The sequence below is a fragment of the Amycolatopsis sp. NPDC006125 genome (genome assembly GCF_040614195.1).
Lineage (GTDB): Bacteria > Actinomycetota > Actinomycetes > Mycobacteriales > Pseudonocardiaceae > Amycolatopsis_E > Amycolatopsis_E tucumanensis.
Map to the genome: position 1 here is coordinate 1 of NZ_JBEXTZ010000075.1, position 14369 is coordinate 14369.

Below are 14369 nucleotides of genomic sequence, written 5' to 3' on the forward strand. Positions count from 1 at the left end.
CACCGCCTCGGCGAGCGCGGCCAGCGCGCCCCGGCCGCGGCGGGCCCGGCGGCCGGTGGCGAGGTCGAACTCGACGTCCGTGCTGCGCCCCGCGGTGACCACGGCGTCCAGCGCCGCCTGCGACAGCGGGGCCCGGCCGAGGTTGGTGTGCACGACGACCCCGGTCGCGTTCACCACCGGCCGCAGCGTGGTCGCGGACGACGGCAGCGCCGCGATGGCCTGCTCGGCCACCTGCTCCGGCTCGATCTCCCCGGCCCGCGCCCGGTCCTGCGCCGCCACGACCGCGGCCTTGACCAGGGCGCGGCCGAGCACGCGCTCCGCCTCGGCCAGGCGCGGGTGCGCGAGCAGCACGTCGGTCCGCGGCACGCGGCGACGGGGGTCCGTCACTCCTCGCTCCTCCCTGGGTGGCGGAGGCGGACGGGAATCGAACCCGCCGGCGACAGCGGCTGCCGCCCAACGGTTTTGAAGACCGCGCCGGTCACCAGACCGGATACGCCTCCTCGGGGGACACCCCATGATCGCAACTTCGCGCGGCCCGCGCAGCGCGAACGCGGCACGATGTGGGCATGGGCCATCGACTGACGCAGTACGCGCACGGCGGCGGGTGCGCGTGCAAGATCCCGCCGGGCGAGCTGGAGGACGTGGTGCGCGGGCTGGTCGGCAGGCAGCCGTCCGATCCGGCAGGCGAACTGCTGGTCGGCCTGGACGACGGCGACGACGCGGCCGCGGTGCGGATCTCCGGCGGGCTGGCGTTGATCGCCACCACGGACTTCTTCACGCCCGTCGTCGACGACGCCTACGACTGGGGGCGCATCGCCGCGGCCAACGCGCTCTCCGACGTCTACGCGATGGGCGGCCGCCCGGTGGTGGCGGTGAACCTGCTCGGCTGGCCGCGGGAGGTGCTGCCCTTCGAGCTGGCGGCGGAGGCGCTGCGCGGCGGGGCGGACGTCTGCGCCGACGCGGGGTGCCACCTCGCGGGCGGGCACAGCGTGGACGACCCGGAGCCGAAGTACGGGCTCGCGGTCACCGGCGTCGGCGATCCGGACCGCCTGCTGCGCAACGATTCCGCCCTGCCCGGGATGGCGTTGTCGCTGACCAAGCCGCTCGGCATCGGGGTGCTGAACTCGCGGCACAAGGCGACCGGGGAGCGCTTTCCGGAGGCGATCGAGGTGATGACCACGCTGAACGCCCCGGCCGCCAGTGCCGCGCTGGACGCCGGCATTCCCGCGGCCACCGACGTGACCGGCTTCGGCCTGCTCGGGCACCTGTACAAGATGGCGCGCGCCAGCGGGGTGACGGCCGTCGTGAACTCCGCCGCGGTGTCCTATGTGGACGGCGCACGGGCGGCGCTGGCCGAGGGCTACGTCAGCGGCGGCACGCGGCGCAACCTCGACTGGGTGCGGCCGCACACCGACCTGTCCGCGGTGGCCGAGGAGGAGGCCCTGCTCCTGGCCGACGCCCAGACCTCGGGCGGCCTCCTGCTGGCAGGCGAGATCCCGGGCGCCCCGGTGATCGGCGAGTTCGTCCCGCGCGGGGAGCACGTCGTGGTGGTGCGCTGATCTAACCTGATCGCCATGGGGGACGACGAGCTGATCGCAGGCGTCCTGTTCGGTGACGACGCGCGCGACCTGCTCGCCGAGGAGCGGATCCCGCTGCGCGAGGCGCGCGAGGCGTTGTCCGCGGACCCGGAGCTGCGCGAACGGCTGACCACCGGGCGCGACACCTTCCTGCGCGACCCCGCCTTCGAGGGCGTGATCACGTCGAGGCTGCCCGGGCACCGGCTCGTCGACCTCCGGCTCGCCGCCGCCTTCGCCGTCGTGTTCGGCTACCACCTGCTGCTGGTCCGGGCGTGGCCGCAGCTGCCGTGGGGGTTCGCCGCGTTCGCGGTGGCCGCCTACCTCGCCGTGCTCGCGATCGCCTGCCGCATCGGGTACCGCTGGATCGCGCCGCTGCGCGGGCTGTTCCGCCGCGTCGGCGCGTTGCCCGTCGAGGACCTGTGGCGGGTGTACGCGGTCGAGCAGATCGTGTGGCCGGCGCTGGTCCGCTACGTCGAGGAGAAGCGGACTCCGCCGGACAGCACCGAGTTCACCTACCGCGCGGTCGACGGCCTCTACCGCGAATCCCCCTCCGCGACGCCGGTCATCACGGGCGCCGCGGAGCGTCTGCGCACCGCCGTCGCGCGGTCGGAGACCGGGGCGATCGCGCTCGCCGGGCACCGCGGGGTCGGCAAGACCACCGCGATCCGGTTCGTGGCAGGCGGGGTGCTCGGTGATCCGGACCGGCCGCCGCTCGCCGTGGTCGCGTCCGCGCCCGCCCGCTACGACGCCCGCGACTTCGTCCTCTACCTGCACGCCCTGCTGTGCAAGGAGGTCATCACCCGCACCCACGGCGCCGGGCAACCGCAGCGGTGGGCGACGTTCGCCCGCCTGGCGGCGCCGGTCCGGCGACGTGAACGGGCCGCGCACGTGGTCCGCTCCCTGCTGGCCCACCTCGTCGCGATCGCGGTGCCGGTGCTGCTCGGCGCGTGGGCGTGGGGACGGCCGCCGCTGGAGTTCGTCACCGATCCGCCGCCGCTGTTCCGCGATCTGACCGGCTGGCGGATCGCGGTCCTGGTGCTCGCCGGGTTCGTCGCGCTGGCCGTCGTCGCCGACCTGAGCGCGTTCGCCTGGCGGGCGGCGCGCGGGCTGCGTCCGGTGCGGCCGGCCGACCCGCGCCTGCGTGAGCTGCGCGCGGTCGCCGGGCAGCAATTGCGGCGCATCCGGTTCCTGCAGACCTACACCACCGGCTGGTCCGGCAAGCTCACCCTGCCGCTGAAGAGCGAGGCCGGGTGGACCCGCTCCACGCAGAGCGCCGAACAGCAGCTCAGCTACCCCGAGGTCGTCGACGAGTTCCGCGCCTTCGCCGAGCACGCGGCGGAGGTGCTGCGGGCCACCGGCGTGACCGAGCGGGTGGTCATCGCGATCGACGAGCTGGACAAGATCGCCGAGCCGGAGAAGGCGCAGGAGCTGATCAACGACATCAAGGGCGTCTTCGACGTGCCCGGGTGCCTGTTCCTGGTGTCGGTGTCCGACGACGCGATCGTCTCCTTCGAGCGCCGCGGCATCCCGGCGCGCGACGCGTTCGACAGCGCCTTCTCCGAGATGGTGCGGCTGGACAACTTCACCCCGGACGACACGCGGAACTGGATCAGCCGCCGCGTGCTCGGGCTGCCGGAGCAGTTCGTCTGCCTGTGCCACTGCCTGTCCGGCGGCCTGCCCCGTGACCTGCGGCGCACGGTCGTCGAACTGCTCGACGTGCCTGCCGGGCAGCAGCTGAGCGCGGTCGTCGAGGTGCTGGTCCGGCGCGAGCTGGACCGCAAGGCGCACGCCTTCACCGGGGCCGCGCGCGGCATCGAACCCTCGCCGGAGCGGTCCGGGCTCATCGCGGACCTGGTGTCGATCCCGACCGTGCGCGGGCCCGGGGAGCTGCGCGCGCTGGCGACGAAGATCGACTCGGGCGACGGGCTCGCCGCGCTGCGCACGCAGGCCGCCGCGTACCTGCTGTTCAGCGCGACGATCCTGGAGGTGTTCACCGACAACCTCACCCGCGACCGGCTCTACGGCGTGCCCGGCGGCGAGCCACAGCTGCTCGCGCTGGCCCGGCAGCAGATGGCGTTCGACCCGCGGGTGTCGATGGACCTGCTCGCCTCCTTCCGCGCCGCCCGCGGGCTCGCCGTGGAATAGCGCCTGTTCGGCGGCGGTTTCCACGGATATGGCCGACCTTGCCGAAGAAGTCCTGAAAGCCGCGAACACCATCGCCGTGGTGGGCCTGAGCCGTGACCCGGCGAAGGCCGCGCACTCGGTTCCGGCCGCGATGCAGGCCGCCGGGTTCCGGGTGATCCCGGTGCACCCCTCCGCCGACGAGCTCCTCGGCGAGAAGGTCTACCGGAGCCTCGCCGACATCCCCGAGCCGGTGGACATCGTCGACGTCTTCCGCCCGGCGCGCGAGGCGCCGGGGGTGGCGGAGCAGGCCGTCGCGATCGGGGCGAAGACGTTGTGGCTGCAGCAGGGCATCGTCTCGGCGGAGGCCCGGCGCATCGCCGAGTCCGGCGGGCTGAACTACGTCGAGGACCGGTGCATCGCGGTCGTCCGCGCCCTCGCCCGGATCCGGAAGTGAGTCAGGCGCAGCGCGCGGTCAGCCCGCCGTCCACCGGCAGGCAGACCCCGTTGACGTAGGCCGCCTCGTCCGAGGCCAGGAACACCGCCGCGGCGGCCACGTCCCACGGGCTGCCCATCCGCCCCGTCGGGCTGGCCGCGTGCCGCCGCGCCAGCTCACCGGGATCGGCCGCGATGCCGCGTGTCACCAGCGGCGTCTCGATCAGCCCCGGCAGGATCGCGTTGACCCGGATCCCCGCATCCGCGTACCGCAGCGCCAGCGCGACCGTCAGCTGGTTCACCGCCGCCTTCGCCGCGCTGTAGGCCGGGTAGACGTAACCGGTGTCGCGGATCGCGGCGATCGACGAGACGTTCACGATCGCGCCGCCGCCTGCCGCGAGCATCCGCGGCACCACGTGTTTGCAGGTCAGGAACACCGGCCGCAGGTTCACCGCGAGCGCGGCGTCCCACTCCGCCAGTGACAGGTCCGCCACGTCCCCGACCCGCGTCGCGCCGACGTTGTTGTGCAGCACCGACGGTGGCCCCAGCTCGGACGCGGCCTCGACCGCTTCGGCCACCTGCGCTTCGTCCGTGACGTCCGCGGTCAGCGCCAGCGCGTCACCGCCCGCCGCCGTGATCTCCGCGGCAGTGCGCCTCGCCTCCGCGGCCCGGATGTCGATCGCCGCGACCAGCGCCCCCTCCCGCGCGAAGGCGAGCGCGGCCGCCTTGCCGTTGCTCATCCCGTCACCGCTGGAGCCCGCGCCGAAGACGAGCGCCACCTTGCCGGCCAGTCTCCCCATGCCCCGCAGTATCGGCACGCCACCGGCCTGCCCGGAACCGACGGACGTCGAAGACCGCGCGGCGGCCGTTCCGAAAACCGGAGGAACGGCCTGGTGGATCATGGGTCCATGGTCGGGAGCGAACTGCAGCGGAGGGTCGACGCGCTCGCGGAGGATCTCGGCCGGTCGGTGGCGATCAACGACCCGTCGGTCCGGCTGCTGTGCGCGAGCAGGCACTTCGGCGACGAGGACGCCGTGCGGGTGCGCGCGATGCTGCAGCGCAGCGCGGGCAGCGAGGCGATCGGCCACATCCTGGCGCAGGGGGTGACCCGGTGGACCGGCCCCGGCGTCATCCCGCCCCGGCCCGACCTGGACATGCTCGCCCGCGTCAGCATGCCGCTGCGCTGGCGCGGCACCCTCCTCGGCCTGCTGATGGTGATCGACCCGGACGGCACCCTCACCGCCGCCGACCTGGACGCGATCAAGACCGCCGCCGAGCCCATGGCCGCCCTGCTCTACCGAGACTTCCTAATCGCCGACTCGGAACGCGCAGCCCGCGAGGAGACCCTGCAACGCCTGCTCAGCGCGGACCCGGCCGAGCGCGCGGTCACGCACGACTTCCCGGACACGTCCACGGTCCTGATCGCCGAGGTCCTCTCCGGCGAAACCGCCCGGATCGAAGTGGCGCTGCGGACCGCGCTGGAGGCCGCCACCCGCGGCCGCGAACCGTCCTTCTACGTGCGCGGACGGCAGGGCGTGCTGCTCGGCGCCGCGGACGCCGCGGCGATCGTCAGGCAGGCCGAGGACGTCCTCGGCGCGGGCGCCCGCTGCGTGGCAGGCATCGGCACGTCCGCCGACGGCCAGGCGTGGATCGCCCGGGACCGCGCCGCCGTCGCCGTCCGGGCCGCCGCGACGCTGCCTCGCTTCGACGGCATCGCGCACTGGAACGACCTCGGCGCCTACGGACTGCTCCTGCGCGTCCCCGCGCCGGCCAGGGCGCACCTGCCCGAGCCGCTGCTCGCGCTGGTCGCCAAGGACCCGGGCGGACGGCTCGTGGAAACCCTCGCCGCCTACCTCGACCACGCCGGATCGAGCCTGGACACGGCCGCCGCGCTGCACATCCACCGCACGTCGCTGTACTACCGGCTGCACCGGATCGAGGAGATCACCGGACTCGACCTCGCCGACGGCGAACACCGGCTCACCCTGCACCTCGGCCTGAAACTGCTCCCCCTGGTACGCGACTGACCTGCCCGTTTCGACAGGATGAGGAATCGCAGCCGGCAAAACCCGACCACCGTAGGTCGTCACCCGCCGGGGTTGCGCAGATACTCCCACCGGATCAACCGGCCCCGAAGGAGCAGCCGATGAGTACCGCCGCGCAGACGTCCGCCGCCCCGGTGTCGGCCTCGCGGATCGCGATCGCCAGTTTCATCGGCACGGCCATCGAGTTCTACGACTTCTACCTCTACGGCACGGCCGCGGCGCTGGTGTTCGGGCACCAGTTCTTCCCGACGTTCTCCCCGCTGGCCGGCACGCTGGCCGCGTTCGCGACCTTCGGGGTCGGGTTCGTCGCGCGGCCGGTCGGCGCGGTGGTGTTCGGGCACTTCGGTGACCGGATCGGGCGCAAGGCGATGCTCGTCGCGTCGCTGCTGGTCATGGGCACCGGCACGGTCGCGATCGGCGCGCTGCCCACCTACAGCGCGATCGGCATCGGCGCGCCGATCCTGCTCGTGCTGTGCCGGTTCCTGCAGGGCTTCGGGCTCGGCGGCGAGTGGGGCGGCGCGGTGCTGCTGGCCACCGAGTACGCGCCACGCAACCGGCGCGGCCTGTGGTCGAGCTTCCCGCAGATGGGGCCGGCGATCGGGTTCATCATCGCGGGCGGCGCGTTCCTGGTTCTGGGCGGCACGATGTCGCAGGAGTCCTTCGACGACTGGGGCTGGCGCATCCCGTTCCTGGCCAGCTCGCTGCTGATCGTCATCGGCTACTACATCCGGATGAAGATCGCCGAGACGCCGGTGTTCGAGCGCGCGATGGCCGAGCACGACAAGGCGAAGGTGCCGATCGTCGAGGTCCTGCAGCGGCAGCCGAAGACCCTGTTCCTCAGCACGTGCGCGTTCATCCTGGCGCACACGCTCTTCTACACGATCACCACGTTCTCGCTGTCCTACGGCACCACGGTGCTCAAGCTGGACAAGAACATGCTGCTGGTCTGCGCCATGATCAGCGCGCTCGTGATGGGCCTGGCGACCCCGCTGCTCGCGACGTGGTCGGACCGGGTCGGCCGCCGCCGGGTGTGCCTCGGCGCCGCGGTGCTCGCGGTGGCCTGGGCGTTCCCGCTGTTCGCCCTGATCAACACGGGCAACCCGGTGCTGATCGCGCTCGCGATGGCGGTCGGGATGATCGCGTTCGCCGCGCTGTTCGCGCCGATGGGCGCGTTCCTGCCGGAGCTGTTCGCGACCCGCTACCGCTACACCGGCGCGTCGATCGCGTACAACGCCAGCGGCGTGATCGGCGGTGGGGTGAGCCCCATCCTGGCCACGCAACTCATCGCCGCGACGGGTTCGTCCCTGCCGGTTTCCGGGTACGTCGCGGGGATAGCGGTGATTTGCGCGGTGTGCGTCTGGTTCCTGCGCGAGACCCGGGGCAACGAACTCGAGTGAGATCGACGCGCGTTGTTCGCCCGGGCGTCGCCTGACGGTCGGCACCGCCACACGCGGAACGGACAAAGTGCGCACATGTCTGACATCACTCGAAGGGGTGCACTCGGCCTCGCCGGCGCGGGTGCGGTGACGTTGATGACCGCGAGCGGGGCGCAGGCCCGGCCCGGGGACGACGCGGTGATCGGCCGCGCCGCCGGCGACACGCTGCACGTGACCACGTTCAACATCCGCCTGGACACCAAGGCCGCGCCGGGCACGCCGGACTCGTGGACCGACCGGCGGCCGGTGCTCGCGCGGTTCCTGGAGATCGAGCAGCCCACCGTGCTGGGCATCCAGGAGGGCCTGTACCACCAGGTCAAGGAGATCGCGGCGGACCTGCCCAAGCACTACGAGTGGATCGGCCTCGGCCGCGAGGGCGGCGGGCGCGGCGAGTTCATGGCGATCTACTACGACACGCGCCGCGTCGAGCCGCTCGACTTCGACCACTTCTGGCTGTCCGACACGCCGTACGTGATCGGGTCGAAGTCGTGGGGCAACAACGTCGTGCGGATGGTGACCTGGGTGCGCTTCCGCGATGCCCGCACCGGCAAGGAGTTCGTGCACGTCAACACCCACTTCGACCACCAGTCGGAGAACGCGCGGCAGCGCAGCGCGGGCTTGGTGCGCGACCGGATCGCCGGCTTCGACCCGGCGCTGCCGGTGGTGCTGACCGGCGACTTCAACACCCCGGCCGACTCGGTGTCGTACCGGACGCTGATCGAGGGCGGGCTGTCCGACACCTGGCGCACGGCGGCGAAGCAGCTCACGCCGGAGTGGGGCACATTCCCGAACTACCGCGACCCGGTGCTGGGTGCGAACCGCATCGACTGGGTACTGGCGAACTCGCGGGTGTCGGTCCTGGCTGCGGCGATCAACACGTTCCGCGTTGACGGCCGCTACCCGTCCGACCACGTGCCGGTGCAGGCGCTGGTGCGGCTGAGCTGAAAAAAATCCGGCCGCGGTGTCCAGCGCGGTGGGAGGCTGTTCGTCCTTATCGTGAACACCGGCGACCGGCGCCGGTGCCCACACGGGAGGAGCAGCCAATGCCCACCTATGCCGCCCTGCTGTACGCCGCGGACGTCGACTGGTCGCAGCCCGAGTACGCGGAGACGATCAAGGAATACCGGGAGTTCGGCGAAGCCGCCGCCGCCGTCATCAGGGGCGGGAAGGCGCTGTACCCGACCTCGACCGCGACCACCGTGCGGGTGTCCGGCGGGAAGGGCGGCGAAATCCTGACCAGCGACGGCCCCTACGTCGAGACCAAGGAGGCCCTGACCGGCTTCTACCTGCTCGAGTGCGCCGACCTCGACGAGGCGGTGAAGCTCGCCGCGCAGCTCCCGGCCGCCTGGGACGGCGTCGTCGAGGTCCGCCCGGTGATCGCGTTCTGACCGTGGAGGCCGGTGACGCGGTCGCGCGGCTGGTGCGGGACGAGGGGACCCGCGTGCTGGCCACGCTGATCCGCGTCACCGGCAGCGTCGGCCTCGCCGAGGACGCGGTCCAGGACGCCGTCGTGCGGGCGCTGGAGACCTGGCCGCGCGACGGCGTGCCGGACAACCCGCGTGGCTGGCTGCTGGTCACCGCGAAGCGGCGGGCCGTGGACCTGTTCCGCCGCGAGGCCGCGCGATCCGGGAAGGAGGCGGCGGCGATGCCGTTCGTCGAACCGGAGCCGGCCGAGGTGGTCGCGGACGACCTGTTGCGCCTCGTGTTCACCTGCTGCCACCCGGCGTTGTCGCTGGAGGCTCAGGTGGCGCTCGCCTTGCGGACGCTCGGCGGGTTGTCGACCGCCGAGGTCGCGCGGGCGCTGCTGGTGCCCGAGGCGACGATGGCGAAGCGCCTGACGCGGGCGAAGCAGAAGATCGCGCGGGCGCGGATCCCGTACCGCGTGCCGGAGGCGGCCGAGCTGCCGGACCGGCTGACGGCGGTCGCCGCGACGGTGTACCTGATCTTCAACGAGGGCTACGCCGCCGCGGCGGGCGCCGACCTGGTGCGCGCCGAGCTGACCGCGGAGGCGATCCGGCTCGCGCGGCTGCTGGCTTCGCTGATGCCCGACGAGCCGACGGTGCTGGGCCTGCTCGCGTTGCTGCTGCTGCAGAACTCCCGACGCGACGCGCGGGTGGACGCCGACGGGGTGCCGGTGCTCCTGCCGGACCAGGACCGGTCGCGGTGGGACCGCTCCGCGATCAAGGAGGGCGTGTCGCTGGTGGGCCGCGGCCTGCGGCGCGCGGTGGAACCGGACCGGTACGTCGTCCAGGCCGCGATCGCCGCCTGCCACGCGCTGGCGCCGTCCTACGCCGAGACGGACTGGGACGCCGTGATCTCCTGGTACGACGTGTTGCTGCGCATCTCGGACACGCCGGTGGTCCGCCTGAACCGCGCGGTGGCGGTGGCCGAGCGGGACGGCCCGGCGGCCGGCCTGGCGTTGGTGGACGCGATCCCCGGGCTGACTTCGTACCCGTGGTGGCACGCGGCCCGCGCCGAACTGCTGCACCGGCTGGGCGCGGCAGCCGAGGCGCGGACCGCGTACCGGCAGGCGCTGGCACTCGGGATGAGCGAACCGCAGGCCGCCCACCTGCGCCTGCGCCTCGCCGAACTGGGCTGAGGCGCGCCGGTTTTCAGCCGGCCGTCTCGCGGGGCGCCATCTCCGAAATGATGCCCAGCTGCTGCAACGCGCCGAGCATGTCGTAGTTGACCCACATCTCCACGATCCGGTCGTCGGCCCACTTGGCACACATCATGCCGGTCATCACGTAGGGTCTTGCCGGTCGCGGGCAGGCCGCGGAACTCCGCCCGCGACGTGCCGCCCATGGTGAACCGGACCGCGCACAGGTCGCCGTCGACGAGCACGTCGTGGATGTCCATGTGCAGGTCCGGGTTGGCGGTGCGCAGGTCGCTGACCTGGCGCTGGAACCCGGCGACGCCGTCCACTTCGAAGGTCGGGTCGTGGAACGTGCAGTGCGGCGCGCACAGCTCTTCACAGGCGTCGAGCTCGCCCTGGTTCCACATCAGGTCCAGCACCCGGCGCAACCGTTCGCGCCGCTCGTCGGAAGTCATGAGGTGCCTCCTTCCGGCCGCGCCGGGGCGGGCGGCGCCCGCTGAGTACTGCCGCGGCCGCGATCCGCAGTGGACACCCGGCGCGCGCGACCCGGCCAGAGGCTTAGGGCTCTTTATCGCGCGGCGCGGACACGGCGGCCGTAGGGCGAGCGGTGGTGGCCGATGCGGTGCACCGCCAGCGCGAGCAGCCCGAGGCTGAGGGCGGCGAGCACGACGTAGCTGAGCGTCGTGCCGATCCCGTCCCACGCGGCGTGCAGCGCCACGGCGACCACGAACGTCACGGCGAAGCGGCCCATCCAGCGGGACCGCCCGCGGTGCCGGACCGCCGCCCACAACGCGGCGGCGGTCAGCCCCGTCCAGGCCATGTGCGTGGCCGGGCTGAGCACGCCGCGGATCAGCAGCGTCTGGTCGACGGCGCTGATCTCGCCCTGGGACTTGAGGAACGCGACGAGGGCGTAGCCCATCGTTTCGAGCGCCGCGAAGCCCGCCCCGGACGCGACGCCGAGCAGGAGCCCGGTCGCCGCGCGGCGGTCGCGGACGACCACGAGGACGACGGCGGGCGCGATGAGCTTCGCGGTCTCCTCGATGACGCCGACCCCGGCCATCTGGAAGGGACCGAGGTCCTTGAGAACGTCGTACTCGAGCGCCCCGGCCGTGACGACGCCGACCACACCGCCCACGATGGCGACGAGCCCGACGAGCACCGGATCGACCCCGAAGGAGAGCCGCCGCCCCCACACGAAGGTGACGAAGGTGGCCGGCCCGACGACGGCGCCGAGCAGGATCAGGGAGGGCACCAAGTTGGGGTTCTCGGTGTCCAGCAGAACCCGCCGGACGAGCTCGAACAACCCGAGCCCCACGACGAGCACGAGCACCCACGCCCACCGCCAGGACACCTTCCAAGTCGCGGTCCGCGTCCGCATGGCACCTCCGCTAAGCCCGGTGACCAGAAATCGGCCCGACGCCGGGCGGCGTTACCCCGCTCAGGCGCGCGGCAGGTGGACGGCCACCTCGGCCAGCGCGTCCAGCACGGCTTCGCTGACCTGCCCGGTCGCCCGTTCACTCTCGGCGATGACGACGGTGTTGCCCGCCAACCGGGAGTCGAAGTGGTGCGCCGTGAACCGCACGTCGGCCATCTGGATCAGCGAGGCCGCCAGCGGCGTGATGTCACCGTTGCCGTGGATCTTCTCCAGGCGCTCGAAGTCGCGCGCTTGGCCACGAGAGCGGAAACTCACCCAGACGACGGACACCAGCGCGGTGTTCCCGTTGCCGTCACCGATCGCGAGCAATTGACGGTCCAGCGAAGTGCACGGCGTGCGCAGGAAGAATTCGCGGATTTCGCCGTGCGAATGAATCAGGCACGAGGCATCCCGCTTCGCGGTTTTCCGCATGCCGCGCAGTCCCAGACGCTGCCACGCCTCATCCGGACGTCCTCGGCCTGCGGAACGCTTGCTGTCGGCCTTCCGGCTGTTCAGGCCACGTCCAGCCACCGCGTTCGCGCCCGAGTCCGCGACCGCGCCCTCGATCGCGGCACTGCCACCCAGGCTGACCGTCCCGCTGGTCACGCCGACCACGCCGGCCAGTGCGGCCGCAGCCACGACCCGGCCGGTCTTCTTACCGGGACCGGGGTCGGAACCACCGCCCTTACCGCCGATTCTTCTGCCCACGGAAAACCTCCCCGCCGGACTTTATGTCCAGGAGGGCGGCCGCGATTCCGCCGAATGAGCGATTGGCAATAGGTATTCCGATACCCGCGTCATTCCGTGCACCGTCGACGCCGCCCGGCTTGCCGCGGTCGCCTCCGTGCGGCATCTTTACGGTCGGCGCGCCGGGAAGTCTGGTCGGCACACCCATCCTGAGCAGGGCCGGGCGAACGGTCGACGGCAGGAGTGGCGCGGTGGTGCTCGTCAGGATCCCGGCAAGAACCGGTGACCGCGGCGAGATCGTCGTACGCTGCGGGCATGCACGCGTCGGAGATGGCCGAGGACTTCCCGGTCGTCGCGTCGGATTCGGACGCTCTCGAGGCGGCCCGCCTGCTGGCCGCGAACCGGCTGCCCGGCCTGGTCGTCACCGATCCGCGCGGCCGTCCGGTGGCGGTCCTGCCCGCGTCGCAGGTGGTGCGGTTGCTGGTGCCGCACTACGTCCAGGACGACCCGTCGCTCGCGGGGGTGCTGTCGGAGTCGATGGCCGACCGCGTGGCGGAGAAGCTGCACGGCAAGACCGTCCGGGCCCTGCTGCCCGAGGACCGGCCGGAGCTGCCCGTGGTCAAAGCCGACGACACGATCGTGGAGGTCGCCGCGGCGATGGCGCGGTTGCGCTGCCCCCTGGTGGCGGTGGTGGACGGCGACGGGCTCACCGGGGTGATCACCGCGTCGCGGCTGCTGGAGCTGGCGCTGCGGTAGGCGGTGTGCGGTGACCGTGCTCGCGATCGTCGTGTTCGCGGTCGCCTACCTGCTGATCGCGACCGACCGCGTCCCGAAGGCGGCCGCGGCGCTGGGTGGCGCCGGGATCGTGCTCGCGGCGGGCGTGGTCGGTTCGGACGAGGCGTTCTACTCGCACGACACCGGCATCGACTGGGACGTCGTGTTCCTGCTGCTCGGCATGATGATCATCGTCGGGATCCTGCGCCGCACCGGTGTCTTCGAGTTCACCGCGATCTGGGCGGCCAAGCGCGCGAAGGGCTCGCCGCTGCGGGTGATGGTCCTGCTGGTCCTGCTGACGGCGACGGCGTCGGCGTTCCTGGACAACGTCACCACGGTCCTGCTGATCGCACCGGTGACGCTGCTGGTGTGCGACCGGCTCGGGATCAGCCCGGTGCCGTTCCTGATCGCCGAGGTGTTCGCGTCGAACATCGGCGGCACCGCGACGCTGATCGGCGATCCGCCGAACATCATCATCGGCAGCCGCGCCGGCCTGACGTTCAACGACTTCCTCGTGCACCTGGCGCCGATCGTGGTCGTCGAGGTCGCCGTGTTCGCGCTGGTGCTGCGCTGGCTGTTCCGCGGCGCGTTCGACGCGGACCCGGCGCGCATCGCCGAGGTGATGACCCTCGACGAGCGCGAAGCCATCCGCGACAAGCGGTTGCTGGTGAAGTGCGGCGTCGTGCTGGCGCTGGTGTTCACCGGGTTCATCGGGCATTCGGTGTTCCACCTGGACCCGTCGGTCGTGGCGCTGCTCGGCGCCGGGGTCCTCGTGCTCGTCTCGGGCACCCGGCCGCAGGACTACCTGGCCGCGGTCGAATGGGAGACGCTGCTGTTCTTCGCGGGCCTGTTCATCATGATCGGCGCGCTCGTGCACACCGGAGTGATCGGCCGCCTGGCGCGACTCGCGGCGGACGCGACCGGCGGGAACGCGCTGCTGGCCGTGATGCTGATCCTGGTGGTCTCCGCGGTGCTCTCCGGTTTCATCGACAACATCCCCTACGTGGCGACGATGAGCCCGCTCGTGGCAGGCCTCGTGGCGGACCTGCCGGACCCCGGGCAGGCCCAGGCGCTGTGGTGGGCGCTGGCCCTGGGAGCCGACTTCGGCGGAAACCTCACGGCGATCGGCGCCAGCGCGAACGTGGTGATGCTGGGAATCGCCGCGCGCGCCGGCACACCGATCTCGTTCTGGGAATTCACCCGGAAAGGCGCGGTGGTCACGCTGATGACCGTCACGCTGGCGGCGCCGTACCTGTGGCTGAGGTACTTCGTGCTGGGGTGAGC

The 14369-nt window shown here is 72.4% G+C and carries 14 protein-coding genes, 1 tRNA gene and 2 pseudogenes; 10 read left to right on the forward strand and 7 right to left on the reverse strand.

What is annotated here, in order from left to right:
- A pseudogene (locus ABZ193_RS30675) lies at positions 1-387 on the reverse strand (L-seryl-tRNA(Sec) selenium transferase); the annotation flags it as partial.
- Between the two features lie 18 nt (positions 388-405).
- Positions 406-500: transfer RNA gene (locus ABZ193_RS30680), tRNA-Sec, on the reverse strand.
- Positions 501-566: 66 nt separating this feature from the next.
- Between ABZ193_RS30680 and selD the strand changes: the two genes are divergently transcribed.
- From selD to ABZ193_RS30695, 3 genes are read left to right on the forward strand one after another with little or no spacing between them, the layout of a single operon-like run.
- On the forward strand, positions 567-1559 hold the full coding sequence (selD, locus tag ABZ193_RS30685) for a selenide, water dikinase SelD (protein ID WP_354712431.1): 993 nt from the start codon (positions 567-569) through the stop codon (positions 1557-1559).
- A 15-nt stretch (positions 1560-1574) separates the two neighbouring features.
- Positions 1575-3722: a P-loop NTPase fold protein gene (locus ABZ193_RS30690; RefSeq protein ID WP_354712432.1), complete on the forward strand. Its 2148-nt coding sequence runs from the start codon at positions 1575-1577 to the stop codon at positions 3720-3722.
- A gap of 28 nt (positions 3723-3750) precedes the next feature.
- Positions 3751-4155 carry a CoA-binding protein gene (locus tag ABZ193_RS30695; RefSeq protein WP_020417021.1) on the forward strand — a complete coding sequence of 135 codons (405 nt, stop codon included), beginning with the start codon at positions 3751-3753 and terminating at the stop codon, positions 4153-4155.
- Position 4156: 1 nt separating this feature from the next.
- On the opposite strand, the gene ABZ193_RS30700 is transcribed toward ABZ193_RS30695, so the two are convergent.
- Positions 4157-4933 (reverse strand): SDR family NAD(P)-dependent oxidoreductase, encoded by a 777-nt coding sequence (locus tag ABZ193_RS30700; RefSeq protein ID WP_237336440.1) that lies wholly within the window; start codon positions 4931-4933, stop codon positions 4157-4159.
- 108 nt (positions 4934-5041) lie between these two features.
- Here ABZ193_RS30700 and ABZ193_RS30705 point away from each other — a divergent pair, with 108 nt between their 5' ends.
- From ABZ193_RS30705 to ABZ193_RS30725, 5 genes are all read left to right on the forward strand, one after another.
- The gene (locus tag ABZ193_RS30705; RefSeq protein WP_354712433.1) at positions 5042-6160 is read left to right on the forward strand and encodes a helix-turn-helix domain-containing protein; all 1119 of its coding nucleotides are present in this window, start codon (positions 5042-5044) and stop codon (positions 6158-6160) included.
- Positions 6161-6279: 119 nt separating this feature from the next.
- Positions 6280-7575, forward strand: coding sequence for an MFS transporter (locus tag ABZ193_RS30710; RefSeq protein WP_354712434.1), 1296 nt, complete (start codon positions 6280-6282; stop codon positions 7573-7575).
- A gap of 75 nt (positions 7576-7650) precedes the next feature.
- Positions 7651-8559 carry an endonuclease/exonuclease/phosphatase family protein gene (locus tag ABZ193_RS30715; protein ID WP_051123487.1) on the forward strand — a complete coding sequence of 303 codons (909 nt, stop codon included), beginning with the start codon at positions 7651-7653 and terminating at the stop codon, positions 8557-8559.
- Positions 8560-8657: 98 nt separating this feature from the next.
- Entirely contained in the window at positions 8658-9002 is a 345-nt protein-coding gene (locus tag ABZ193_RS30720; RefSeq protein ID WP_354712435.1) for a YciI family protein, read from the forward strand.
- A gap of 2 nt (positions 9003-9004) precedes the next feature.
- Complete coding sequence (locus ABZ193_RS30725; protein WP_354712436.1) at positions 9005-10213, forward strand: DUF6596 domain-containing protein; 1209 nt, start codon at positions 9005-9007, stop codon at positions 10211-10213.
- A 13-nt stretch (positions 10214-10226) separates the two neighbouring features.
- On the opposite strand, the gene ABZ193_RS30730 is transcribed toward ABZ193_RS30725, so the two are convergent.
- From ABZ193_RS30730 to ABZ193_RS30745, 4 genes and pseudogenes are all read right to left on the reverse strand, one after another.
- The gene (locus ABZ193_RS30730; protein WP_354712446.1) at positions 10227-10349 is read right to left on the reverse strand and encodes a polyketide cyclase; all 123 of its coding nucleotides are present in this window, start codon (positions 10347-10349) and stop codon (positions 10227-10229) included.
- A gap of 46 nt (positions 10350-10395) precedes the next feature.
- Positions 10396-10665, reverse strand: a pseudogene (locus ABZ193_RS30735) (nuclear transport factor 2 family protein); the annotation flags it as partial.
- Between the two features lie 113 nt (positions 10666-10778).
- Positions 10779-11588: a PrsW family glutamic-type intramembrane protease gene (locus ABZ193_RS30740; RefSeq protein WP_354712437.1), complete on the reverse strand. Its 810-nt coding sequence runs from the start codon at positions 11586-11588 to the stop codon at positions 10779-10781.
- Between the two features lie 60 nt (positions 11589-11648).
- Positions 11649-12239 carry a hypothetical protein gene (locus ABZ193_RS30745; protein WP_157358452.1) on the reverse strand — a complete coding sequence of 197 codons (591 nt, stop codon included), beginning with the start codon at positions 12237-12239 and terminating at the stop codon, positions 11649-11651.
- A gap of 387 nt (positions 12240-12626) precedes the next feature.
- On the opposite strand from ABZ193_RS30745, the gene ABZ193_RS30750 reads away from it, so the two are divergent.
- Both ABZ193_RS30750 and ABZ193_RS30755 read left to right on the forward strand, forming a co-directional pair.
- Positions 12627-13067: a CBS domain-containing protein gene (locus ABZ193_RS30750; protein WP_027935716.1), complete on the forward strand. Its 441-nt coding sequence runs from the start codon at positions 12627-12629 to the stop codon at positions 13065-13067.
- A gap of 10 nt (positions 13068-13077) precedes the next feature.
- Positions 13078-14367 (forward strand): ArsB/NhaD family transporter, encoded by a 1290-nt coding sequence (locus ABZ193_RS30755; protein WP_354712438.1) that lies wholly within the window; start codon positions 13078-13080, stop codon positions 14365-14367.
- Positions 14368-14369: the final 2 nt, after the last annotated feature.